Consider the following 23960-nt stretch of genomic DNA (forward strand, 5'->3'; position numbering starts at 1 on the left):
CGCTGATGTAGGAGGCGACTGTGGCGACCCCGGTGAATCCCGTCCGTGACAACGTTCTGATCGTGCATTGGCACGACCTGGGCCGTCACCTCGGGTGTTACGGCGCGTCGGGGGTGCGGAGTCCGAACCTGGACCGGCTCGCCGCGGAGGGTGTGCTGCTGACGGACGCGCATGCGGCGGCGCCGCTGTGCTCGCCGTCGCGTGGCGCTCTGTTCTCGGGCCGGTACCCGCACAGCAACGGTCTGATCGGCCTCGCACACCACGGCTGGCAGTACCACGACGACGTCCGAACGCTGCCGTCCCTGCTGGCGGAGGCGGGCTGGTACACGGCTCTGTTCGGGATGCAGCACGAGACCGCGTACCCCAAGCGGCTCGGCTTCCACGAGTACGACGTGACGAACTCGTACTGCGAATACGTCACCGATCGGGCGTCGCGGTGGCTGGCGCGGTTCCCTCCGCAACCGTTCCTGCTGACCGCGGGTTTCTTCGAGACCCACCGCCCGTACCCGGTCGACCGGTATGTCCCCGCCGATCCCGAGGGTTTCGACGTTCCGTCGTACCTGCCCGACCGGCCGGAGGTCCGTGCGGATCTGGCCGGATTCCACGGGTCGATCGAGGTGGCCGACGCGGCCGTCGGCAGGTTGCTGCAGACGCTGGACGACGAGGGGCTCGACGACAGCACGTGGGTCGTGTTCCTCACCGACCACGGCGAGGCGTTCCCCGGTGCGAAGTCGACACTGTATGCGCCGGGCACGGGAATTGCGACGATCATCCGGCCACCGCGAAGGCTGCGGGCGACGCCCCGCGTCTACGACGACCTGTTCAGTGGGGTGGATCTGGTTCCCACCCTCCTCGATCTGCTCGGGATCCCGATCCCCGCGGCGGTGGAGGGCGTGTCCCACGCCGGGCAGTTGCTGGGCCGGTCGGAGGCGACGGCGCGCGACGTCCTGTTCACGGAGAAGACCTTCCACGACAGCTTCGATCCCATTCGCGCGGTGCGCACCAAGCAGTTCAGCTACATCGAGAACTACGCACCCCGGCCCAAGCTCGATCTGCCCCTCGACATCGAGAACAGTCTGTCCGGTGCGGCGCTGGGCACCGAGCATCTCGGGCCGCGTCCGAGCCGGGAACTCTACGACCTGGTCGCCGATCCCGGCGAGCGCGACAACCTGGCCGACACCGAGGACCTCGCCGGGACACAGGCCGAGTTGGCGCTGGAACTCGCGACGTGGCGGCGGGCGACGGGCGACTCGATTCCGAGCGAGGCGGAGGGGACGGCCTACGCCCGGAAGGCGATGGAGGAATACCTCGCCACACTCGGCCGGGTGCCGGACGTGCGTTCGGCCTACAGTTCGGCACGCGGAATCCTCACCGAGCCGCGGAGCGACGTAACCGCCGGGTAGCGGCCGGATGATGCGGTTCCGTCGCCGCGACCTGCACGGCAGTGGTGCACTGGAAGCGTGAGCGTCGACTGCCCGCGGTGTACCCCGCCGAAGCTACTGCGCGAGATGGTGCGCCGCCTCGGCCGCTCGGCGACGCTCCGCGGGTCCGGCGAGGCAGCGGTGACGGGTATCAACCAGGACTCTCGGCTCGTCCGGGCCGGCGACGTGTACGCGGCGCTGCCGGGGCGGCACCGGCACGGGATCGAGTTCGCGGTCGAGGCCGCGGCGCGCGGTGCTGTCGCGATGCTCAGCGACCGCGGGTCGGACGTCCTGCCGACGGTCGTGGTGGACGATCCGCGTCGTGTTCTCGGTCCGTTGGCAGCGTGGGTCTACGGCAATCCGTCCGAGGCACTCGACGTCTACGGCGTGACCGGGACGAACGGGAAGACCAGCACCGCGTATCTGCTGGACGCGGGACTGCGCGCGGCAGGTGTCGCCACCGGCATGATGACGGGGATCACCGTCCGGGGACCGAACGGGTCACGCACCGCGACCCGGACGACTCCCGAGGCGTGCGAACTCCAGCAGACCCTCGCCGCGTTCGCCGAGCACCGGATCGGCGCCGTCGCGATGGAGGTGTCGAGCCACGGCCTCGCTCTGCACCGAATCGACGGAACGTCCTTCCGGGTGGGGGTGTTCACCAACCTCGCCCGCGACCATCTGGACTTTCACCCCGACATGGACGCGTACTTCGCGGCGAAGGCCAGATTGTTCGAACCGGGGCATTGCGCCGCGGCAGCCATCGGCATCGACGACGAGTTCGGACGCCGCCTCGCCGCCACCGTCGCCGTGCCCCGCGTGACGTTCTCGTCGAGGACGGCGGCGGCCGACTTCCACGCGGCCGCCGTGCATGCGGACGAGGGCGGCACGTCGTTCACACTTCACGGCGCCGGGGCACGGAAACAGGTGCGGCTCCGGCTACTCGGAGTGCACCAGGTGGACAACGCACTGGCGGCGATCGCCGCCCTCGCGGCTCGCGGTGTGGACCTCGACTCGGCGGTCGGCGGGCTCGAGAACCTCGACACGGTGCCCGGACGCCTGGAGGCGGTGGACGCGGGCCAGCCGTTCCTCGCGTTCGTCGACTACGTGCACAACACGGCCGGTCAGCGACGTCTGTTTCCGTACCTCCGTTCCCTGACACGGGGCCGGGTCATCGCCGTCGTCGGGGCAACCGGTGAGCGCGATCCCGGCAAGCGGGTCCCGCTCGGTGCGACCGCAGCCCGTTTCGCCGACACGGTCATCGTCACCGACGAGAGTCCGTACTCCGACGACGCGCAGCGCCTGCGCGAGGACGTGGCGCGAGGAGCACGCAGTGGTGGCGGCGCCGACGTGCTCGTCCTACCCGACCGCGCCGAGGCGATCGTCGCCGCCGTCACTCTCGCCGCGCCGGGCGACGTCGTGGTGGTCGCAGGCCGTGGGCACGATCGGGTTCAGGCGTACGGACCGCGCCGGCGTGTGTTCGACGACCGGATTGCGCTCCACGAGGCACTCCTCCGGCTCGTCGCAGGCTAGGCCGGCAGCGTCTCGTGCCGGGCGAGTTCGGCGAGAATCCGCGCGACGAAATCGTCGAAACCGATGTCGATGTGGTCGAGTCCCTCGGCCTCGAACCAGTTGCGCCACTGCGCATCTTGATCGCGCAGAATGCGGACGAGGTGCGCGATGCCGCCCGCGTGGTATTCGGCGCCGTCGTGCGGGGCGGGCGGCGTGGCGTCGTCGCGCCACACCTGAGTCTGCACCGCCCGCCACATCGACACCGCCTGCGCGACGACGTCACGCCGGTAGACATGGATGAAGGCGAGGTCGCGGCCCAGGATGTCGTCGAGGGCGGACCGCAGGTCGTCGCCGGACCGGTCCGTAAGTCCGGCGGCGCGGTCGAGGACGAGCGGCACCTGATTCCACATCAGCTTTCCGCCCCACACCCCGTTGGGCGTGCGACCGAGGCTGAGCAGTTGATCGCGCCACTGCTCCGCGGTGCGGGTGTCGGCGGTCCCCGGTTCGAGCGGGGCGAGCAGTGCGAGCACCGTCTCGTCGGTGACGCCCTCGAACCACTGCCGCGGCTGCGGTGATCGATTGGTGGACGGCAGGTACTGGAAGAACTCCTCGGGGTTGCCGGCCACGGTCGTGGCGCGAAGGGATTCGACGAGCAGAGTGCTGCCGCTGCGCTGTGACGCGCACACGAGATATGGGCGTGGCTCCGACATGCCGGAAACTATAAACGCGAAATTCGGTGCCGAAATCTGGAGGAAATCGAATTGGTGTGATTGCAGCACTTGGCATTTTCTGCTGCGTGGGAGTGTCCGATATCAGCGCCGTGATGTTCTGTATGTCAGCAGGTCAGGGCAGTGTTCTGGACAGGAATTCGGGTCGCGCCCCGCCGGGGAAATGGCGCCGCGAAGCGTGAATATGAATCAGGATGATCGAAAAGGGGAGAAACGGATCCTGCCGGTGTTCAGCCTTTTCGGCAGATGAGCACCGGGCACCGGGCGTGGTGGATGAGGCTCTGGCTCGTCGAGCCCACGATCGACGCGGTGAACGGATTTCGCCCGTGACTGCCGACCGCGATCAACTGTGCACCGAACGAGTACTCGAGGAGTACCTTCATCGGCCCACCACGCTCGAGGCAGCGCGTGACCTCGACATCGGGATAGTTCTCGCGCCACCCGGCGAGGCTCTCGGCGAGCCACGCCTCCTCGTGCTGGACCAGATCGGACCAGTCGGTGAAGCGTCTTTCCTCCGAGTACCACGCACCGAGGGTGGAGTGCTCGGCCCAGGTGTGCACCGCGACGAGGGGAGCGCCGAAGAACGCCGCGAACTCGAACGCGTGGGCCACTGCCAGGTCGCTCAGTTCGCTGCCGTCCACCCCCACCACGACGGGCCGGGTTTCGCTGACCTCGTGGCCTTGGATGCCGCGCCAGACGACGACCGGGCATTCGGCTCGATTCGACACCCGCACGACATCGGAACCGGCAACCACCGATTTCATCTCGCTCGTGGCCGCGGGTCCGAGAACCAGCATCCGGGCCGTCTTGGACAATTCCACCAACGCGTGGGCGGGCGGGCCGGGGTGGGTACTGCGCTCCACGTCCAGGTCCCGCTGCCCGTCCAGGACGGTGCGCTCGGCGGCGTCGAGGAACTCGTCCCCTTCGGGGTGACCGTCCGCGGAATTCGGATGCTTGGGTAACACGTGGACGAGGCGCAGCGGCTCCTCGAAGCGCCTCGCCGCGGATGCCGCCCACGCCGCCGCCTCCAGCGCGCCGTCCGATCCGTCGATGCCTGCCACGATGCCGCGTCGAATCCGTGCTGTGCTCATGGGGCTGCTCCTCACCTCCATTCCAGTTTGGTCCAGGACGGCGTCGACGCGCCAGAGGCAAATCGGTCGGTAGCCGATCCCGGCACGATGTGCGAGGGATACTCGAGTGACGGCGAGCGACGACAGCCAGAAGGGGAGCGACGGTCCACCATGAAGAAGCGGACGAGCGGCTCGGACGAGGGAGGCGGAGGCGACTCTCCCTCGCAGTTGATAGATGCGCGCATCGAGGAGCTGGGTGACTGGCGGGGCGAGACGCTCGCCCGGATCCGCGCCCTCGTCACGAAGGCCGACCCCGACATCGTCGAGGAGTGGAAGTGGAGAGGAGTTCCGGTGTGGTCGCACGCCGGAATGATCTGCACCGGTGAGACGTACAAGAATGCGGTGAAGGTGACGTTCGCCAAGGGTGCTTCGCTGGACGACCCGTCCGGACTCTTCAACTCCAGCCTCGAAGGCAACACCCGGCGTGCCATCGATTTCCACGAGGGCGACACGATCGACGAGGAGGCGTTCCAGGCCCTCGTCCACGCCGCCGTGGCACTGAACACCTCCTAATCTACGGGCCAAGGGTTTTCGGCCGCTGCGATCCGGCTCACCTGGGGTTTCCCTGTGTTTCGGTGGGCGGTGAACCGGAGGCGCGGTTGAACCGTGTGTACTGCTGGGAGGTGGTGACCGATGCCGGATGCCCAGACCGAGCTGATGCACGCCCTGTACGAGGAGCATGCCCCCGCAGTGTGGCGATATGCCCTGCGGCTGACCGGCGACCGCGCCCGCGCCGAGGACATCGTGCAGGAGGTACTGCTGCGAGCCTGGAAGCATCCGAACGTGCTCGACCAGTCGGAGTCGTCGGCTCGGGCGTGGTTGTTCACGGTCGCCCGCAACCTCGTGTTCGACGAGCACCGCAGCGCCCGCTCCCAGCGTGAGATCGGGATGAGCTCCACACCCGAACGCGCTGCCCCGGACAGCTCGGACGGCGCTCTCGACGCCTGGATGATGGGTGATGCGCTGGCCCGGCTCAGCCCCGACCATCGTGCGGTCCTCGTGCTCGGCTACTACCGGGGAATGTCGACCAACCAGATCGCCGACGAACTCGGAATACCGGAGGGAACGGTGAAATCCCGCATGCATTACGGCTTGCGGGCCCTTCGATTGGCTCTGCAGGAAATGGGGGTGACCCGATGACGTTCGACGACTTCGAGTCGCACGAGGATCCCTACGTCCGCTGGGACGCCGCATACGTGCTCGGCGCGATGTCCCCGAGCGATCGGCGCGAATACGAGGCCCACCTCGCCCACTGCGCACAGTGCTCGCAGGCCGTGTCCGAACTGGCGGGCATGCCCGGGTTGCTGGCCCTGATCACACCGGACGAGGCGTTCGGCACGTTGCCCGGGAACGCTGCGCCCGAGGACGAGGAGTCGCCCGCACCGCGTGTGCTGACCCAGTTGGTGGGCACGGTGCAGCGGAGCAGACGCTACCGGCGAGCGGCGACGGCCCTCGCAGCGGCGGCCGCCGTGGTCGCCGTCGCCGTCCCCGTCGGGGTGCTGGTGACGCAGGACCACCCACCGGCCGCCCCGGTGACGGCCATGCCCGTCCCGGACCGCGCGAACACCACCGAGACGGTGTTCACGCCCGTGGTCCCGACGACGATCACCGCGAGCGCATCCGTCGCGTCGACGTCCTGGGGCACGGTCATCTTCGTCGAGTGCTCCTACGAGGACACGTGGCCCGGCGACGGTCGCTACGGCGCCGACACCGAGGGGTACGCGCTGACCGTCACCGACCGCTCCGGAGTGGTCACCACACTGGCCACCTGGACCGGTGAGGCCGGCAGGACGGTGCGGCCCACAGCCACCACCAGCCTGCCCGTCGACGCGATCGCGAGCATCGACGTCCGATCCGACGACGACCATCAGGTATTGCTGACCACGGCGTTGTGAGCGGGCCGCCAGGGAGCCGGGTCGGTTTTCATACCTCCTGCTCGCTCCACCGCCGTGTTTCGTTCATCACGAACGTTTTCCGGAAAAATGTTCTGCCACCGGTGAACCCGACCGGTTCGTGGTTCGTGTGTACATCCAGTGGGTGACCGCAGGTCGCCCCGTCCGATCCACGACACGGGGGTCTGCCGATGAATCTCACGGATCACGAGCCACGGAAAACTTGTCGCACCGTGCGCGTCGCCGACTACATCGTCGCGGTGCTGGCCGCGGAGGGGGTCGAGCACGTCTTCGGTGTGGGAGGCGCGAACATCGAGGACCTGTACGACGCGCTGCATCGCTCCCGCGACGTCGAGGGCGTCGTCGCCAAACACGAGTTCTCGGCGACGACGATGGCCGACGGGTATGCCCGGACCTCGAACCGGATCGGGGTGGTCGCGGCGACGTCGGGCGGGGGCGCGCTCAATGTGATCGCCGGGCTCGGTGAGGCATTCGCGTCCCGTATACCGCTTCTGGCGTTGGTCGGGCAACCGCCGACGACGCTCGAAGGGATGGGCGCATTCCAGGACACGAGTGGACTGGCGGGGTCGATCGATGCGACCCGGTTGTTCGGCGAGGTGTCCGTGTACTGTGCGCGTGTCGAGTCGCCGCTCGACCTCGAACGTCAGCTCGCCGAGGCGCTGGCCGCCGCGCGCCGCGGCGGACCGGCGGTTCTCCTGCTGCCGAAGGACATTCAGCAGGCGATCGGCGAGTTCCCGGAACCGCCTCGAACGGTCTCGACGGCACCCCGCACCACCACGACGGACGTCACGCGGCTCGCCGAAGCCCTGCGCGACGACTACGGACGGATCACCGTCATCGCCGGCGACGAGGTCGCGCGAGCCGGCGCGCGAACGGAACTCGCGGAACTCGCGCACGTGCTCGGTGCCCGGGTCGCCGTCACGCCCGACGCGAGGGACGTGCTCGATCCCGGGGCGCCCGGGCGGCTCGGGGTCACCGGCGCGATGGGGAATCCGGATGTGGTCGACGCACTACAGGCTTCCGATGTCTGCCTGCTCGTCGGCACGCGACTGCCGGTGATGGCACGGGGAGGTCTGGATGCCGTGCTCGAGAAGACGCTGGTGTACAGCGTCGGCTCGGCGAAGCCGTATCTGCAGGCCTGTCACGTGCCGACGCGGGATCTGCGGGCGACACTGCGTGGGCTCGTCACCGAAATCGGACCGGCGGCCTCGCGCGCGCCTGTCGCCCAGTGCGATCCGACCCCGATCGACGTGCCGTCGTCCGGCACGTCGGGCCTGCGCTACACGGACGCGGTGAAGGCGCTCTCCGCGGTGATGCCTGCGGGTGCCGACGTGTTCGCGGACGCCGGAAACACGGGTGCCGCTGTGGTGCATCACCTTCCGGTTACTGCCGGAGGCCGGTTCGTGGTGGCGCTGGGAATGGGCGGGATGGGCTACACGTTCGGCGCCGCGATCGGTTCGGCGTTCTCGCGCGGCCGACGCACGTTCGTGATCGCCGGCGACGGTGCGTTCTACGCGCACGGGCTCGAGATCCACACGGCGGTCGAGTACGACGTGCCGGTGACGTTCGTCGTGTTCAACAACAACGCCCACGCGATGTGCCTGACCCGCGAGCAGGTGTACTTCGAGGGCGCTTACACCTACAGCCGGTTTCGTCCCGCCCGCATTGCGGCGGGAGTCGGCGCACTGTTCCCCGGCTTGCCGTCCCACACGGTCGACACGCCCGTCGGCCTGGCCGACTCTCTCCGCGCCACGACCGACTCGGCGGGGCCCGCTGTCATCGAAGTCGCCTGCGACGCCGACGAGTTGCCGCCGTTCCTGCCGTTCCTGCCCGCCCGACAGCCGACCGAGAGATCCGAATCCCGAGAAGGAGTACGCCGATGACCGCCCGAGAGATTGCCCCGCTGCCCGACCTTCCCGCCGACCTGCCCGGCCTCGTCCGAATCGAGACCTCCGACCGTCAGGCGACGACACCGATCATCATGGACATGCTGAGGTCGGTGTATCCGCACGACCAGGTGTTCGGAAAGTACTGCACTGTCAACGAATACATCGACTGCCCGCCGGACGAGGTGTTCCGCTACCTCTCCCACACCCGCAGCCTCGAGGAATGGACGTACAGCCTCCGGGGATTCACCCCGGCCGGGGAACCCGGGCTGTGGCTCGCGTACGACCGCCTGGGCGACACCACCGAGATCTACACGCGCACCGTGGCACACCCGGCCGCGATGACCGTCGACTATCACTGCGCCTGGGACCAGGGCAAACACCTGTGGATGGTGTATCTGATGCGGGTGGTGGACGCGCGCACGGTCCTGGACGTCGACGGATCCGTCGTGTTGTGGACCAACTGCCACCATCCGTTCTACGACGACAATCCCTACCCCGAGACCGCCCCCGCGGACCGGGTTCCGTGGGTGGGCGACTTCTGGGACATGTTCGCCGCCGGACACCAACTGGAGATGAGCAATCTCAAGGCGATCTGCGAATACCGGTGGGCGAACGACCTGCCCGTGACCCCGACCTGGATGAGTGAGTGAGACATGGACACCGTCAGCCTGATCGACATTGCCGGCTACCTACCCGAGAACCGGGTGGGAGCAGACTATTTCGCCCAGTTCGCCGCCTCCGACCGGCTCGCCGAGAACATCATGTTCCGGGCGCCGAAATTCCGCCACCACATCGCGAGCGACGAGAACGCCGTCGACATGGCGGAACGTGCGATCGCCCCGCTGGTCGAGCGGAACGGCTCCGAACTCGTCGCCAACGTGGACATTCTCATCACCCACACCCAGCTGCCCGACGTCCCGATCCTGGGCACCGGCGGAGAACTCGCGCGCCGGATGGGAATCACCCCGGACTGGGTGGTGGACCTGCACAACGGCGGCTGCGCGTCGTTCGTGTACATGATCAAACTGGCCCGTCAGATCATGCAGACCGGCGACGCGTCGACCGCCCTGATCGTGTCGGTGCAGAACAGCGCCGGCCAGATCTTCACGCAATCGGACGTGCGCGCGCTGGCACAGTCGGCGGTGCCCGGTGACGGCGCGGGCGCATGCCTGCTGGTGAAGTCGGAGGCCGCGCCGGTGCTCGGGCTCGAGTGCCGGACCTACCCCGAGTTCGCCGGGGACATGACGGCCGCCGTCGATCCGCCCCGCAGGTACTGGGAGGCGGGCACCGGCCAACTGCACATCGGGTTCACCGAATCGAGGATCGCAAAGGTTTTCGCCCGCGGGAACCGGCTCGTCCCCGAGGTGGCGCTCGCGGTGTGCAAGCAGATCGGCATCACCCCGGACGCGATCGACACCCTGGTCACCAACCAGCCCAACCGGCTGTTCCTCCGCAACTGGCGGGACGCACTCGAGCTACCGGCGGAACGACACCCCGACACGTTCGACGAATGCGGGAACCTGTTCGGCGCCGCGATCCCCGTCACCCTCGACATCGAGAACCGGGCAGGCCGCATCCCCAACGGTTCGCTGGTGATGATGTCCGCGTTCGCGCACGCGGGCGACTTCGCCGGGGCCGGGGCGATTCGATGGGGCGCCGCCCCGGCGGGGGTGTGAGATGACGACGCCGACCGTCGCGGGACCCGGTGTGAAATTCGATCTCGCGCTGAGCGAGAACCCGTTCGCCCCGTTGCCCTCCGTGCTCGACGCGCTCGACGGTGTGATGCGCCGGGCGCATCGGTATCCGGAGTTCCTGCCCGACCGGCTGATCGAGATCATCGCGGATCACGAAGGGCTCGACGCCGATCAGGTGGTGGTGGGCGCCGGTGCCACCGGCGTCGCACTGCAGATCATGCGCTCGGTCGCCGGGCCGGGGGAGCGGATCGTGTTCACCGCCCCGACGTTCGACGGGTACCCGATCATGGCGCGCATCGCGGCACTCGACGCGGTGCCGGTACCGATTCTCCCGGACGGCGGGCAGGATCTGGCCGCGATGGCGGCCGCGATCGACGACCGCACCCGGCTCGTCGTCGTCTGCCGCCCGCACAACCCCACCGGGACGCTCGTCGACACCGCCGAGCTGGCGCAATTCCTCCGTCGTGTGCCGGACCGGGTGATAGTCGTCCTCGACGAGGCCTACGTGGAGTTCGTCGACCGCCGACTGGTCCTGGACGTGCATCGCATCATCGCCGAACACCAGAACGTCGTGTTCCTGCGAACGTTCTCCAAGGCGTACGGTCTGGCCGGGTTGCGTATCGGATTCGGCTTCGCGAATGCGGCTCTGGCGCGGACGATTCGAACGCTGCAATTGCCGTTCGGGATGGGCAGCGCCGCCGTTCCCGCGGTCACGGCGTCGTACGCCGCCGAGCACGAGCTCCGTGCCCGGGTGGCTGCCATCGTCGCCGAACGGGAGGAACTGTGGCGCACGGTGCGGGCGATGGGAATTCCCGTCCCGCGCAGTCGGGCCAACTTCCTGTACATCCCCGGAGAGGAAGTCGGTGACGCACTCGCCCGTGCCGGCATCCACGCGCGCACCTACCCCAATGGCGACGCGCGGATAGCGGTCGGGAGCCGGGACGCCGGGCGTGCGGTGATCGACGCGCTCAGGCCGACAGTGCCCGGTACCGCTGCAGCTCCGTGTGTGTCTGCGAGTACCGGTCGAGCATGACGTCGAGCAGTAGGGGGTGCGGTCCGATGGTGGCCGCGTAGGTGATGCCGGATCCGCAGGATTCCGCCGCACGGCTCAACCGGTCCGTGAGCAGTCCCGGAGCCAGGAACCACGGAGCGATCACGATGCGCGCGGCACCGGCCTGCCGCAGCGTCGAGATCGCCTGCTGCACCGTCGGTTCCGCCGACGTCGCGAAACACGTCACCGCCCCCGACCATCGGGTGCCCGCGGCGACCGATTCGGCCAGCTCGCGGGTTCGGTCGTTCGCGGCCGGGTCGGACGAACCGACCGCGGCGAGGACGATCCCGAGACCGGACTCGTCGACGGAACCGCCGGCCTCGCCGATGCGATGACGGACCGCCTCGACCAGCCGCGCATCGTGCCCGAGAACGTCCGCCTGCCGGACGTGCAGGTGGCGGTGACGGAGGCGGGCGGCGTCCAGGAGCGCCGGAAGGTCGACGCGTGCGTGGAACGCGCTACCCAGAAGCATCGGCACGACCACGGCGGAGGAATGCCCCTCGGCGGCGACCGCGTCGAGCACCTGGTCCACGGACGGCGCGTTGAGGTCGAGGAAGCACAACCGCACGTCGAGGTCCGGTCGCACCGCCCGGAGCGCCGACACGGCAGCCGCCACCACCCGCGCACTGCGGGGGTCGCGACTGCCGTGGGCGACAGCGATCAGCGGGGTCATCGCACTAGACGCGCTCGCCGAGCTCCACCGCTGCGATGGCATCTCCGACGAGGCCGGCCGCGAGCGTGTTGCCGCCGGCCGGGTCGATCAGCAGGAAGCTGCCGGTGTGGCGGTTCACGGTGTAGTCGTCCGCCACGATCGGCTCGGCGACCCGCACCGAGATCTTGCCGATCTCGTTGAGTTCCAACGACTCCGGGCTGGGCTCCGAGGTGAGCTCCTGCTCGTTGAAACGCTCGACGAGTGTGCCGACGATGGCCTGCGTGGTGCGGGTGCCGTGCTTGAGCAGCAGGCGCGCGCCGGGACGCAGTGGCTTCTCGGCCAGCCAGCAGACGGTCGCGTCGAACTCGCCGAGCGGTTCCGGGGCGTCGGCGGGGGAGGCAATGACGTCGCCGCGGGAGACGTCGACGTCGTCGGCCAGCACGAGAGTGACGCTGCGGCCGGCGTGGGCGCTGTCGAGTTCGCCGTCCGCGGTGTCGATGCGGGTGACCGTGGTGCGGACACCGGACGGCAGGATCACCACCTCGTCGCCCGGGGTCACCTCACCCGCGGCGACCTGCCCGGCGTACCCGCGGTAGTCCGGGAACTCCGCCGTTCGCGGACGGATCACGTACTGGACGGGGAAACGGAGACCGACCCGGTGGGGTTCGGCGTCGACGGGCACCGACTCGAGGTGCTCGATGAGCGTGGGGCCGTCGTAGTACGGGGTGTTCTCCGAACGCACCGCGACGTTGTCGCCGTGCAGAGCAGACACCGGGATCTCGACGACGTCCTCGGACGCCCAGCCGAGCGAACTGGTCAGCGAGTTGAACTCCGCCGAGATGTTCGCGAACACGGTGGCCGGATCCTCGACGAGGTCGATCTTGTTGACGGCCAGCACCAGCTTGGGGACGCCGAGCAGCGCGAGAACGGCGGCGTGCTTGCGGGTCTGCGAAATGACACCCTTTCGGGCGTCGACCAGCAGGATGACCATCTGCGCGGTGGACGCGCCCGACACCGTGTTCCGGGTGTACTGCACGTGCCCGGGAGTGTCGGCGAGGACGAACGACCGGCGGGGTGTCGCGAAGTACCGGTACGCCACGTCGATCGTGATGCCCTGTTCACGCTCCGCGCGCAGGCCGTCGACCAGCAGGGACAGGTCGGGAGTGGACAGCCCCTTGTCGACCGACGCCCGGGTGACGGCGTCGATCTGGTCTGCGAGAACCGATTTCGTGTCGTACAGCAGACGGCCGACGAGGGTCGACTTGCCGTCGTCCACGCTGCCGGCGGTGGCAAGCCTCAGAAGGTCGCTCATGATCAGAAATAGCCCTCTCGCTTGCGGTCTTCCATAGCCGCTTCGGAAACTCGGTCGTCGCCGCGGGTTGCGCCGCGCTCGGTCAGCCGGGACGCTGCGACCTCGGCGAGGATCGCCTCGTTGTCGCCGGCCTCGGAAAGAACTGCGCCGGTGGTGGACCCGTCGCCGACGGTGCGGTACCGCACCGACAGCGTCTGCAGGTCCTCACCCTCGGACGGTCCGCCCCACACACCGGGCGTCATCCACATGCCGTCGCGCTGGTACACCTCGCGCTGGTGCGCGTAGTAGATGCTGGCCAGTTCGACGTTGTCACGGGCGATGTACCGCCAGATGTCGAGTTCGGTGAAGTTGCTGAGCGGGAAGACGCGGACCTGCTCACCGGGGGAGTGCTTGCCGTTGTACAGGTTCCACAGTTCGGGGCGCTGCTTCTTCGGGTCCCACTGGCCGAAACTGTTGCGCAGCGAGAAGATGCGCTCCTTGGCCCGGGCACGCTCCTCGTCGCGCCGGGCGCCACCGAAGACCGCGTCGAAACGGTTCTCGGCGATGGCGTCGAGCAGGGGAACGGTCTGGAGGGGGTTGCGAATCCCGTCGGGGCGTTCGGTGAGCCGGCCGTCGGCCAGGTAGTCCTCGACCTTCGCCACGTGCAGGCGCAGGTTGTACTTGGACACGACGTGATCGCGGAAGTCGAGGACCTCCTGCAGGTTGTGTCCGGTGTCGACGTGCAGCAGCGCGAACGGCAGCGGTGCAGGCCAGAACGCCTTGATCGCCAGGTGCAGCAGCACCGTGGAGTCCTTGCCGCCCGAGAACAGGATCACCGGGCGTTCGAACTCGCCCGCGACCTCACGGAAGATGTGGATGGCTTCCGACTCGAGCGCGTCGAGCGTGTCGAACTGCGACCCGTCCAACTGCGGCCGGACGGCGGATTCGGCGAGGGAAGTGGAGATGTCGATGGTCATGAGGCGTGCAACCCGCATTCTGTCTTGGCCTGACCGGCCCAGCGGCCGCTGCGCGGATCGCTGCCGGGGGCTGGCTTGCTGGTGCACGGAGCGCACCCGATGGACGGATATCCCTCGTCGACGAGCGGATTCACCAGAATCGAGTGCTCGTCGATGTAGGACTGCATGTCTTCGTCGGACCACGCGGCGATCGGGTTGATCTTCACCAGACCGAACGCGTCGTCGAACGAGATCAGGGGGGCGTTCGCGCGGGTGGGCGCCTCGACGCGCCGGATGCCGGTCACCCACGCCTTGTAGCCGGAGAGGGTCTTCTTCAACGGGGCGACCTTCCGCAGTGCGCAGCACCGGTTGGGTTCGCGGGCGAACAGGTCTTTGCCCTCCGCCGCATCCTGTTCGGCGACACTCGCCTCGGCCCGCGCGTTGATCACGTTGACGCCGTACACCTGCTCGACGGCGTCGCGGGTGCCGATGGTCTCCGCGAAGTGGTAACCGGTGTCGAGGAACAGCACGTCCACACCGGGATGGACCTGGGCGGCGAGGTGGACCAGAACGCCGTCCTGCATGTTCGACGCGACGATGTAGCTGTTCCGATACCCCGTCGCTTCGCTCGCCCCGGCCCCGAACGTCTCTTCGGTCCACCGCAGCAGTTCGTGCGCGGAGGCACCCTCGAGACTTGCCGCCCCCTGCGCGGCAAGGAGCCGAAGGTCGTCCTGTGTGGCTGTGGCGAGATTCAACGCAAGTCTCCTTCGTCTGCGCGCACGACCCATTCCGCGAAGCGTTCACCCTCGTTGCGGTGCTTCACGAACTGGCGGACGACGCGATCGATGTAGTCACCGAGTTCGGTGCTGGTGACCTTGTGCTGGCGAAGCTTCCGGCCGAAGGCCGAATCGAATCCGAGGCTGCCGCCGAGGTGGACCTGGAAGCCCTCCACCTGGTTGCCCTCGCCGTCGTCGACGAGCATCCCCTTGAACCCGATGTCGGCGACCTGTGAGCGGGCGCAGGAGTTCGGGCAGCCGTTGATGTTGATCGTGATCGGCACGTCGAGCTGCGCGTTGATGTCGGCGAGCCGCTGCTCGAGTTCGGGGACGAGCACCTGCGAGCGCTTCCGCGTCTCCGCGAACGACAGCTTGCAGAACTCGATGCCCGAGCACGCCATCAGGTTCTTGCGCCAGTGCGACGGACGCGCGGGCAGGCCCACCTCGTCCAGGTCGGCGATCAGCTGCTCGAGCTTGTCGTCGGCGACGTCGAGAATGATCAGCTTCTGGTACGGCGTGAAGCGGATCTTGTCGCTGCCCGCCCGCTCCGCGGCGTCCGCGACCTTGGCCAGGATCGTGCCCGACACGCGACCCGCGATGGGGGCGACGCCGACGGCATTGAGACCGTTGCGGGTCTTCTGCACACCGACGTGGTCGATCGGCCGGGTGGGCTTCTCCGGCGCGGGGCCGTCGATGAGCTTGCGCTTCAGGTACTCGGTTTCGAGGACCTCGCGGAACCGCTCGATGCCCCAGTCCTTGACCAGGAACTTCAGGCGGGCCTTGTTCCGCAGCCGGCGGTAGCCGTAGTCGCGGAAGATCGACACGACGGCCTCCCACACGTCGGGAACCTCGTCGAGCGGCACCCAGACGCCGACCCGCTGCGCCAGCATCGGGTTGGTGGACAGCCCGCCGCCGACCCACAGGTCGAGGCCGGGACCGTGCTCGGGATGGTTGACCCCGACGAACGCGACGTCGTTGATCTCGTGCACCACGTCCTGCTGACCGGAGATCGCGGTCTTGAACTTGCGCGGCAGGTTCGAGTACTCGGGCTTGCCGATGTAGCGGCGGACGATCTCGTCGATCGCGGGAGTGGGGTCGAGGACCTCGGTCAGCGACTCGCCTGCCAGCGGTGAACCCAGGACGACGCGGGGGCAGTCACCGCACGCCTCGGTGGTCTTGAGGCCGACGCCTTCGAGGCGCTTCCAGATCTCGGGGACGTTCTCGACCTCGATCCAGTGGTACTGGACGTTTTCGCGGTCCGACAGGTCGGCGGTGTCACGCGCGAACTCGGTGGAGATGCCGGCGATGGTGCGCAGCTGCTCGACGTTGAGGGCGCCGGCGTCGCAGCGGACCCGCATCATGAAGTACCTGGCCTCGAGCAGGTCGATGTTCTCGTCACCGGTGAAGGTGCCGTCGTAACCCTGCTCGCGCTGGGTGTAGAGACCCCACCAGCGCATGCGGCCACGCAGGTCGCCTTTGTCGATGCTGTCGAAGCCCTGCTTCGAGTAGATGTTCTCGATGCGGGCCCGGACGTTGAGCGGGTTGTCGTCCTTCTTGGCCTGCTCGTTGGCGTTGAGGGGCTCGCGGTAGCCGAGGGCCCACTGGCCTTCGGCGCGTCGCCGGGCCGGCTTCGCCGTGCGCGTACGCGCGGGTGCTGCATCGACGGCAGCGGGGGAGGCGTCGGTGGTCGACGTCATGGAGCACTCCTGAATCTCAAGATGCACCGGCTGAGGCCGAGGAGGAGGGCTGGTCCTCGCTCGGGGCATTCGAATCCGGCCGGAAGTCGAGAAGAATGATGAACGGGCTGACAGGCTGAATTACTGCGCGATACAGGGCAGACAACAACAGCTGCAGACACGCTTGAGATCGACGTGACGACGCGCCACAAGTCGCACTCCGGGTCCGGTCATGCCGACCATTGTGCCACGTCAGATCGTTCACGCAGAGCCGGGCACCGATTTCCACCATTCTTGCGGGAAATATCACGAGGAGGGGCCCGCGACGGTCGGGTGGACACCGGAGGTGAGCCGACCATGGACACTGTAAGGGTGAACGGAACGAGCACTCCCACGGTCGGACGCGACGAGGCGGCGGCATTCGCGCTGCCCGGGAGTGCGCTGGCGGGGGTGGGGAGCCGCCCGTTCGGGATCTACGTGCACGTGCCTTTCTGCGCCACACGCTGCGGATACTGCGATTTCAACACCTACACGGCAGGCGAGCTGGGGACGTCGGCGTCGCCGCAGTCGTGGATGGAGGGGTTGCGCCGCGAACTCGACCTCGCCGCGCAGATGACGGGCGCCCCGGCCGTCGACACGGTGTTCGTCGGCGGTGGCACACCGTCACTCCTCGGCGGCGACGGACTGGCGGACGTTCTCGGTGCGGTCCGCTCGAGCTTCGGCCTCGCGAAGGGCGCCGAAGTGACCACCGAGTCGAACCCGGAGTCCACGTCGCCGGAGTTCTTCGAGCGGTTGCTCGCCGGCGGATTCACGCGGATCTCGCTGGGCATGCAGTCGGCGGCCCAGCACGTGCTGAAGGTGCTCGACCGCACCCACACACCCGGACGTGCGGTGGCGGCGGCGCAGGAGGCCCGGGCCGCCGGATTCGAGCACGTCAATCTCGACCTCATCTACGGAACGCCGGGGGAGCGCGACGAGGACCTCGACCTCTCGCTGGACGCCGTGCTGTCCGCCGGGGTGGACCACGTATCCGCCTACGCGCTGATCGTCGAGGACGGCACCGCGCTGGCGAGGAAGGTGCGCCGCGGGGAACTGCCCGCGCCCGACGACGACGTCCTGGCGTCGCGGTACGAGCGCATCGACGCGCGGCTCGCCGACGCGGGCCTGACCTGGTACGAGGTGTCGAACTGGGCATCGGCGGACGCCGCGACGGGGGAATCACGCTGCCGGCACAACCTGGGGTACTGGGACGGCGGGGACTGGTGGGGCGCCGGGCCGGGCGCGCACAGCCACGTCGGCGGTGTTCGCTGGTGGAACGTCAAGCACCCGGCGCGCTACGCGGACCAGCTGGCGGCGGGAAGTCTGCCCGTCGGTGGGAGCGAAAAGCTGACCACGGAGGACGTCCACGTCGAGCGGGTGATGCTCACCGCGCGGCTGCGGACGGGACTCCCGGTGGCGGAGCTGGATGCCGCGGAGCAGCGCGCGGCCGAGACCTTGGTGGCCGACGGACTGCTGGTGCGCGAGGGCGAGCACCTGGTGCTGACCGACCGTGGGCGGCTCCTCGCCGACGCCGTGGTCCGGACGGTGCTGCGCTGACGCTCAGCCCTCGACCGCTCAGCCCTCGACCGCTCAGCCCTCGAATCCTCAGGCCGTGACGATGCCGGGCATCTCGTCGTAGTCGAAGACGCGGGCGTGCAGCACGACGCGGTTTCGCAGTGCCGAGCGCACGGCCCGGTGCAGTCCGTCCTCGAGGTAGAGCACCCCGTGCCACTGGACCGCGTGCGGGAACAGGTCGCCGTAGAACGTCGAGTCCTCCGACAGCAGCCGGTCGAGCTCGAGAACCTTCGTCGTGGTGACGATCTCGTCCAGCCGCACCTGCCGGGGTGGGATCTTGGACCAGTCGCGCAGCGACAACCCGTGGTCCGGGTACGGCTTGCCGTCCATGACACCTTTGAAAATCATCGCCTCGTCATCCGCCCGTGGTCGTTGCCTCTGCTCGTCTCCGGTCACCACAGTAAGGCCTGAACCGGTATCGGCGGCGCGGCGATTAGACTGGACCGAGCCGAGATGCACGTGCATCTGCACGTAGCTCAGGGGATGTGGCGGCCGATCCGAACGAAGGTTCGGTGACGCCGCTGCTCGTGATGATCGAGAACTGGAGGTGGACGGCGATGTCGAGTACGGACGACAGACGGTTCGAGGTTCTCCGCGCCATCGTCGCCGACTACGTCTCGACCCAGGAGCCGGTGGGATCGAAGGCGCTGGTCGAGCGGCACAACCTGGGTGTGTCCAGTGCGACGGTCCGCAACGACATGGCGTTCCTCGAGAGCGAGGGCTACATCGCCCAGCCGCACACGAGTTCCGGCCGTGTTCCCACGGACAAGGGCTACCGGCAGTTCGTCGACCGCATCGCCGACGTGAAGCCGCTGTCGACGGCGGAGCGGCGCGCGATCCTCGGTTTCCTCGAGTCCGGGGTCGACCTGGACGACGTTCTCCGGCGCGGTGTGCGCCTGCTCGCGCAACTCACACGCCAGGTCGCGGTTGTGCAATATCCCACACTCTCGGCGTCGTCGGTCCGGCACCTCGAGGTGGTCGCGCTGACGCCTGCCCGCCTGCTGCTGGTGCTCATCACCGATTCGGGTCGAGTGGATCAGCGCATCGTCGAACTCGGCGACGTGCTCGACGACCAGGACCTGGCGCGGCTGCGCGGACTGCTCGGGGGCGCCCTCGACGGCAAGCGGCTGGCGGCGGCGTCCATCGCGGTCTCGGAACTCGCCGACGAGGCCCCGGAGGATCTGCGCGACGCCGTGATCCGTTCGGCCACCGTGCTGGTGGAAACGCTCGTCGAGCATCCCGAGGAGCGGTTGGTCCTCGGCGGCACCGCGAACCTGACCCGCAACGCTGCCGACTTCTCGGGAATCAGCGGGTTCCCCGGTTCGCTGCGCGCGGTCCTCGAGGCACTGGAGGAGCAGGTGGTGGTGCTCAAGCTGCTGGCCGCCACGCAGGACGCGGGCACCGTGACGGTGCGGATCGGTGAGGAAACCCAGGTGGAGCAGATGCGCGGCACCTCCGTCATCTCGACCGGCTACGGTGCGGCAGGCACCGTGCTCGGCGGAATGGGCGTGCTCGGACCCACCCGAATGGACTATCCGGGAACAATCGCGTCGGTGGCAGCCGTTGCGAGATACATCGGCCAGGTGCTCGCGGAGCGCTGACGGCCGGCCCCGGCGACAGCGCCGCCGTGGGGCGAGCACAGGTACCGGTAGCGAGATAACGAAGTAGAGAAGGACGAGAGACTCAACGTGGCACGGGATTACTACGCAACGCTCGGCGTCGATCAGAAGGCGACCGATCAGGAGCTCAAGCGCGCGTACCGCAAGCTTGCGAGGGAACTGCATCCCGACGTGAACCCCGACGAGGCGGCGCAGGCCCGGTTCCGGGACATCTCGACGGCCTACGAGGTGCTGTCCGATCCGGAGAAGCGTCGCATCGTCGACCTCGGCGGCGACCCCCTCTCCTCGGGTGGTGGCGGCGGCGGTGCCGGCTTCGGCGGCGGTTTCGGTGGCGGCCTCGGCGACGTGTTCGAAGCGTTCTTCGGCGGCGGAGGCGGTGCAGGCCGCGGGCCGCGCGGCCGCGTCCAGCCGGGCGCCGATTCACTCCTGCGCACCAGGCTGACGTTGGCGGAATGCGCGACCGGCGTGAGCAAGCAGGTCACCGTCGAGACGGCGATCCTGTGCGACAGCTGCACCGGTGCGGGCACCAACGGCGATTCCAAGCCGGTGCGCTGTGAGACCTGTGGCGGCGCGGGCGAGGTCCAGTCGGTGCAGCGTTCGTTCCTCGGCCAGGTCATGACGTCGCGGCCGTGCCCCACCTGCCGCGGCGCCGGCGAGACGATCCCCGACCCCTGCCACAAGTGTGGCGGCGACGGCCGGGTGCGGGCCCGCCGCGACATCACGGTGAAGGTGCCCGCGGGCGTCGCAGGCGGAATGCGGATCCGGCTCGCCGCGCAGGGCGAGGTCGGCCCCGGTGGCGGACCCGCAGGCGACCTGTATGTCGAGGTGGTCGAGCAGGCGCACGAGGTGTTCGTGCGCGACGGCGAAGACCTGCACTGCACGATCCGGGTTCCGATGATCGACGCCGCCCTCGGCACGACCGTGACGATCGACACGATCATCGACGGACCCAAGGAGATCACCATCGAGCCGGGAACCCAGCCGGGATCGGTGACGGTCCTGCGCGGGCACGGCATGCCGAAGCTGCGTTCCGGCATCCGCGGCGACGTGCACGCCCACCTCGAGGTCGTGGTTCCGTCGCGCCTCGACCACAAGGAGACGAAGCTTCTCCGCGAACTCAAGGACCTGCGCGACCGCGACGTCGCCGAGGTGGTCTCCACGCAGTCGCAGCACAGCGGCGGATTGTTCTCACGCCTGCGTGAAGCGTTCAGCGGTCGCTGACCGTGGCGGCGACGGTCTTCTTCCTCGACCCGCTGCCCGAGGTGGGGAGCACCGCGGTTCTGGACGGCCCGGAGGGCAGGCATGCCGCGACGGTGCGCCGGATCGGTGTCGGGGAGCGGATCGTGCTGGCCGACGGCCGGGGTGGTCTCGCCGACACCGAGGTGACGGGGGCCGGTAAGGACCGGCTCGAACTCACCGTTCACGAGCGTCGTCAGGTGTCGGCGCCGTCGCCGCGTGTGACTGTGGTGCAAGCGCTTCCGAAGGCGGAGCGGTCCGAGTTGGCGGTCGAGCTGGCCACCGAGGCCGGAGTCGACGCGATCGTGCCGTGGCAGTCGTCGCGTTGCGTGGCCCGGTGGGAGGGCCCCAAGGTCGCGAAGGGTGTCGCTCGCTGGCGTAGCGCGGCTCTCGCCGCCGCCAAGCAGTCCCGGCGGGCGATCGTCCCCGAGGTGTCGGAACTGCACCGCACCGCCGGGATGCTCGCCGTCGTCCGTGAGGTGGTCGGCCGGGGCGGCGTCGTCGCCGTGCTGCACGAGGCGGCCACCCAGAGCCTCGCCGAGCTTCCACTGCGCTCGGCGGCCGAGATCGTGCTCGTCGTCGGCCCGGAGGGCGGTATCTCCGAGGAGGAGATCGCCGCGCTGACGGACGCCGGCGCCGTCCCGGTGCTGCTCGGTCCGCACGTTCTGCGGACCTCGACCGCCGCGGCCGTCGCGCTGGGCGCCATCGGTGTCCTCACGGACCGCTGGGGCGCGGCCCCGCTAGCCTGACTGTCCGTGGACCGCATTCGCATCGCCTACGGAAACGAACCGCAGCAGTTCGGGCACTTCTACCCGCCCGAGGAGCCCGTGGCCGCCGCGGTCCCGGTGGTGATGGTCGTCCACGGCGGTTTCTGGAGCGGGAAGTACCACCTGAACCTGGGCACGAGCTTCGCGGTCGACCTCGCCCGCCACGGCGTCGCCGTCTGGAACATCGAATACCGCAGGCTCGGTGCGGGCGGCCGGTGGGACGAGATGTCCGCCGACGTTCTCGCCGCGCTCGACGCGATCGCCGGTCCGGTCGCCGAGCAGTCGCCCGTCCCGTTCGACCTGTCGAAGGTCCGGGTCGTCGGCCACTCCGCCGGTGGACAGCTCGCGGTGTGGCTCGCCGGGGAGAGGCAGACCACGGTCCGGCCGGAGCGGGTCGTGTCCCAGGCGGGCGCCCTCGACCTCGCGTCCGCGGGGGAGCGGGGCCGGCGGATCGGCTACATCGAGGATCTCCTCGGCGTCCCCTTCGACGAAGACCCCGATCGGTACCGCGCCGCGTCCCCACGGCACCGCATCCCCACCGGGGTGCCGGTGGTGTGCGTGCACGGCACGGAGGACGCGCAGGTTCCGGCGAAGGTGAGTGTGCGGTACAGCGAGGTCGCGCGGGCGGCCGGGGACCCGGTCGCGCTGCACGTCGTCGAGGGCGAAGACCACTACGCGTTCCTCAATCCCGAGACCGACTGCTGGAAGATCTCGCGGGACGCCCTGCTGTCCGACGCCGGTGAGTGCTCGGGCTGACGCCCGACGACGGGGCCCGCGTCGGCGGGCGAGGCGCGGCAGTGACCGGGCGGGCATCCGAATGTCCCGAAGTCGTGACGGCGTCGCGTAATCGGGTGGGCGCTGTGACCTGCGAGCGATAGACTTCCCTCAGCACGACGACCGTCGTGACCAACCAGGAACCGGGAAGAAGGCCATATTCCTCACGTGAGCGAACAAGACCAGAACGGCGAGACGTTCGGCGCCACGCGTCCGGCGGAACGCACCGTGCGTTCGAGTATCGATCTCCCACCCGAAACGGTCCCGCCTCTCCTCGGTTCTTCCGACGAGAATCTGCGCGCTCTCGAACGGGTCCTGGACGCAGACATCCATGTACGCGGCAACGCCGTCACGCTGACGGGACGGCCCGGCGACGTCGCGCTCGCCGAACGGGTCATCGCCGAATTGGGCTCCATCGTCGGTCGCGGGCAACCGCTGACCCCCGACGCGGTGCGTCGCACGGTCGGCATGCTCACGCAGGGGCTGAGCGAATCACCCGCCGAGGTCCTGACCCTCGACATCCTGTCGCGGCGCGGCAAGACGATCCGGCCGAAGACGCTGAACCAGAAGCGCTACGTCGACGCGATCGACGCCAACACCATCGTGTTCGGCATCGGGCCCGCCGGTACCGGCAAGACCTACCTCGCCATGGCGAAGGCGGTGCAGGCCCTGCAGACCAAGCAGGTGTCGCGGATCATCCTCACCCGCCCCGCGGTCGAGGCGGGCGAGCGGCTCGGGTTCCTGCCCGGCACGCTGCACGAGAAGATCGATCCGTACCTGCGCCCGCTGCACGACGCGCTCCACGACATGATGGACCCCGAGGCCATCCCGAAGCTGATGCAGTCGGGTGTCATCGAGGTGGCGCCGCTGGCGTACATGCGTGGCCGCACGCTCAACGACGCGTTCATCATCCTCGACGAGGCGCAGAACACCACCGCCGAGCAGATGAAGATGTTCCTCACCCGGCTGGGCTTCGGGTCCAAGGTCGTGGTCACCGGCGACGTCACGCAGGTGGACCTGCCGGGCGGTGCCCGGTCCGGGCTCCGCGCGGCCACCGAGATCCTCGGTGACATCGACGACATCTACTTCGCCGAACTCAACAGCAGCGACGTGGTCCGGCACCGGCTGGTGTCCGACATCGTCGACGCGTACGAGCGTTTCGAGGCGGACCGGGACGGCAAGGTCGAGCTCGGGAACCGCGCACAGCGGAGAGCGGCGCACTCGCGTTCTCCACGACGGTAGGGTGAGTGTCGCCGGAACC

Annotated in this window: 23 protein-coding genes and 1 pseudogene; 15 read left to right on the top strand and 9 right to left on the bottom strand. The window is 68.8% G+C overall.

Features of this window, described 5'->3' with window-relative positions; translation table 11 throughout:
• Positions 1-20 precede the first annotated feature (20 nt).
• Both HGB39_RS31785 and HGB39_RS31790 read left to right on the top strand, forming a co-directional pair.
• Positions 21-1403, top strand: coding sequence for a sulfatase family protein (locus tag HGB39_RS31785; protein WP_005575150.1), 1383 nt, complete (start codon positions 21-23; stop codon positions 1401-1403).
• 57 nt (positions 1404-1460) lie between these two features.
• Positions 1461-2954: a UDP-N-acetylmuramoyl-L-alanyl-D-glutamate--2,6-diaminopimelate ligase gene (locus tag HGB39_RS31790; protein ID WP_043794258.1), complete on the top strand. Its 1494-nt coding sequence runs from the start codon at positions 1461-1463 to the stop codon at positions 2952-2954.
• Positions 2955-2971: 17 nt separating this feature from the next.
• On the opposite strand, the pseudogene HGB39_RS31795 reads toward HGB39_RS31790, so the two are convergent.
• Positions 2972-3643 (bottom strand): annotated as a pseudogene (locus HGB39_RS31795) (Stf0 family sulfotransferase); the annotation flags it as partial.
• 248 nt (positions 3644-3891) lie between these two features.
• Positions 3892-4752 (bottom strand): universal stress protein, encoded by an 861-nt coding sequence (locus HGB39_RS31800; RefSeq protein WP_005574638.1) that lies wholly within the window; start codon positions 4750-4752, stop codon positions 3892-3894.
• Positions 4753-4902: 150 nt separating this feature from the next.
• On the opposite strand from HGB39_RS31800, the gene HGB39_RS31805 reads away from it, so the two are divergent.
• From HGB39_RS31805 to HGB39_RS31835, 7 genes are all read left to right on the top strand, one after another.
• Positions 4903-5304, top strand: a complete 402-nt coding sequence (locus HGB39_RS31805; protein WP_005574639.1) for a DUF1801 domain-containing protein — start codon at positions 4903-4905, stop codon at positions 5302-5304.
• 120 nt (positions 5305-5424) lie between these two features.
• Positions 5425-5931, top strand: a complete 507-nt coding sequence (locus HGB39_RS31810; protein WP_005247969.1) for a sigma-70 family RNA polymerase sigma factor — start codon at positions 5425-5427, stop codon at positions 5929-5931.
• The gene (locus HGB39_RS31815) at positions 5928-6686 is read left to right on the top strand and encodes an anti-sigma factor family protein (protein ID WP_005574640.1); all 759 of its coding nucleotides are present in this window, start codon (positions 5928-5930) and stop codon (positions 6684-6686) included. The genes HGB39_RS31810 and HGB39_RS31815 overlap by 4 nt, the downstream gene beginning before the upstream one ends.
• Before the next feature lie 188 nt (positions 6687-6874).
• Positions 6875-8587: a thiamine pyrophosphate-binding protein gene (locus tag HGB39_RS31820; protein ID WP_005574641.1), complete on the top strand. Its 1713-nt coding sequence runs from the start codon at positions 6875-6877 to the stop codon at positions 8585-8587.
• The gene (locus tag HGB39_RS31825) at positions 8584-9243 is read left to right on the top strand and encodes a hypothetical protein (protein ID WP_005261250.1); all 660 of its coding nucleotides are present in this window, start codon (positions 8584-8586) and stop codon (positions 9241-9243) included. Before HGB39_RS31820 ends, HGB39_RS31825 begins: the two co-directional genes overlap by 4 nt.
• A 3-nt stretch (positions 9244-9246) precedes the next feature.
• Positions 9247-10269, top strand: coding sequence for a 3-oxoacyl-ACP synthase III family protein (locus tag HGB39_RS31830; protein WP_005574642.1), 1023 nt, complete (start codon positions 9247-9249; stop codon positions 10267-10269).
• 1 nt (position 10270) lies between these two features.
• Complete coding sequence (locus HGB39_RS31835) at positions 10271-11320, top strand: aminotransferase class I/II-fold pyridoxal phosphate-dependent enzyme (RefSeq protein ID WP_005574643.1); 1050 nt, start codon at positions 10271-10273, stop codon at positions 11318-11320.
• On the opposite strand, the gene HGB39_RS31840 is transcribed toward HGB39_RS31835, so the two are convergent.
• The 6 genes from HGB39_RS31840 to HGB39_RS40380 all read right to left on the bottom strand — a co-directional run bounded on the left by HGB39_RS31840 (position 11256) and on the right by HGB39_RS40380 (position 16932).
• Positions 11256-12011 carry a sirohydrochlorin chelatase gene (locus HGB39_RS31840; protein ID WP_043793988.1) on the bottom strand — a complete coding sequence of 252 codons (756 nt, stop codon included), beginning with the start codon at positions 12009-12011 and terminating at the stop codon, positions 11256-11258. The genes HGB39_RS31835 and HGB39_RS31840 overlap by 65 nt on opposite strands.
• Before the next feature lie 4 nt (positions 12012-12015).
• Complete coding sequence (locus tag HGB39_RS31845; protein WP_054246751.1) at positions 12016-13302, bottom strand: sulfate adenylyltransferase subunit 1; 1287 nt, start codon at positions 13300-13302, stop codon at positions 12016-12018.
• A 2-nt stretch (positions 13303-13304) separates the two neighbouring features.
• On the bottom strand, positions 13305-14258 hold the full coding sequence (gene cysD / locus HGB39_RS31850; RefSeq protein ID WP_005261244.1) for a sulfate adenylyltransferase subunit CysD: 954 nt from the start codon (positions 14256-14258) through the stop codon (positions 13305-13307).
• Positions 14255-15025: a phosphoadenylyl-sulfate reductase gene (locus tag HGB39_RS31855; protein WP_051055396.1), complete on the bottom strand. Its 771-nt coding sequence runs from the start codon at positions 15023-15025 to the stop codon at positions 14255-14257. Before HGB39_RS31855 ends, cysD begins: the two co-directional genes overlap by 4 nt.
• Positions 14989-16710, bottom strand: coding sequence for a nitrite/sulfite reductase (locus HGB39_RS31860; RefSeq protein ID WP_005574645.1), 1722 nt, complete (start codon positions 16708-16710; stop codon positions 14989-14991). Before HGB39_RS31860 ends, HGB39_RS31855 begins: the two co-directional genes overlap by 37 nt.
• A 120-nt stretch (positions 16711-16830) precedes the next feature.
• Positions 16831-16932 carry an Ms4527A family Cys-rich leader peptide gene (locus HGB39_RS40380; protein WP_368681006.1) on the bottom strand — a complete coding sequence of 34 codons (102 nt, stop codon included), beginning with the start codon at positions 16930-16932 and terminating at the stop codon, positions 16831-16833.
• 114 nt (positions 16933-17046) lie between these two features.
• On the opposite strand from HGB39_RS40380, the gene hemW reads away from it, so the two are divergent.
• Complete coding sequence (gene hemW / locus HGB39_RS31865; RefSeq protein ID WP_043793990.1) at positions 17047-18285, top strand: radical SAM family heme chaperone HemW; 1239 nt, start codon at positions 17047-17049, stop codon at positions 18283-18285.
• A 48-nt stretch (positions 18286-18333) separates the two neighbouring features.
• Here the strand turns inward: hemW and HGB39_RS31870 are convergent, their stop codons facing one another.
• Positions 18334-18651, bottom strand: a complete 318-nt coding sequence (locus HGB39_RS31870; protein ID WP_005261240.1) for a type II toxin-antitoxin system VapB family antitoxin — start codon at positions 18649-18651, stop codon at positions 18334-18336.
• Positions 18652-18860: 209 nt separating this feature from the next.
• Here HGB39_RS31870 and hrcA point away from each other — a divergent pair, with 209 nt between their 5' ends.
• The 5 genes from hrcA to HGB39_RS31895 all read left to right on the top strand — a co-directional run bounded on the left by hrcA (position 18861) and on the right by HGB39_RS31895 (position 23941).
• The gene (gene hrcA, locus HGB39_RS31875; RefSeq protein WP_005574647.1) at positions 18861-19904 is read left to right on the top strand and encodes a heat-inducible transcriptional repressor HrcA; all 1044 of its coding nucleotides are present in this window, start codon (positions 18861-18863) and stop codon (positions 19902-19904) included.
• 87 nt (positions 19905-19991) lie between these two features.
• Complete coding sequence (gene dnaJ, locus HGB39_RS31880) at positions 19992-21143, top strand: molecular chaperone DnaJ (protein ID WP_005247937.1); 1152 nt, start codon at positions 19992-19994, stop codon at positions 21141-21143.
• A gap of 2 nt (positions 21144-21145) precedes the next feature.
• Positions 21146-21907, top strand: a complete 762-nt coding sequence (locus HGB39_RS31885; protein WP_005574649.1) for a 16S rRNA (uracil(1498)-N(3))-methyltransferase — start codon at positions 21146-21148, stop codon at positions 21905-21907.
• Between the two features lie 6 nt (positions 21908-21913).
• Complete coding sequence (locus HGB39_RS31890; RefSeq protein ID WP_054248716.1) at positions 21914-22681, top strand: alpha/beta hydrolase family protein; 768 nt, start codon at positions 21914-21916, stop codon at positions 22679-22681.
• Positions 22682-22867: 186 nt separating this feature from the next.
• Complete coding sequence (locus HGB39_RS31895; protein ID WP_005247930.1) at positions 22868-23941, top strand: PhoH family protein; 1074 nt, start codon at positions 22868-22870, stop codon at positions 23939-23941.
• Positions 23942-23960: the final 19 nt, after the last annotated feature.

Origin of the sequence: Rhodococcus opacus (assembly GCF_012396235.1) — a bacterium.
In the GTDB taxonomy this organism is placed as follows: Bacteria; Actinomycetota; Actinomycetes; order Mycobacteriales; family Mycobacteriaceae; genus Rhodococcus_F; species Rhodococcus_F opacus.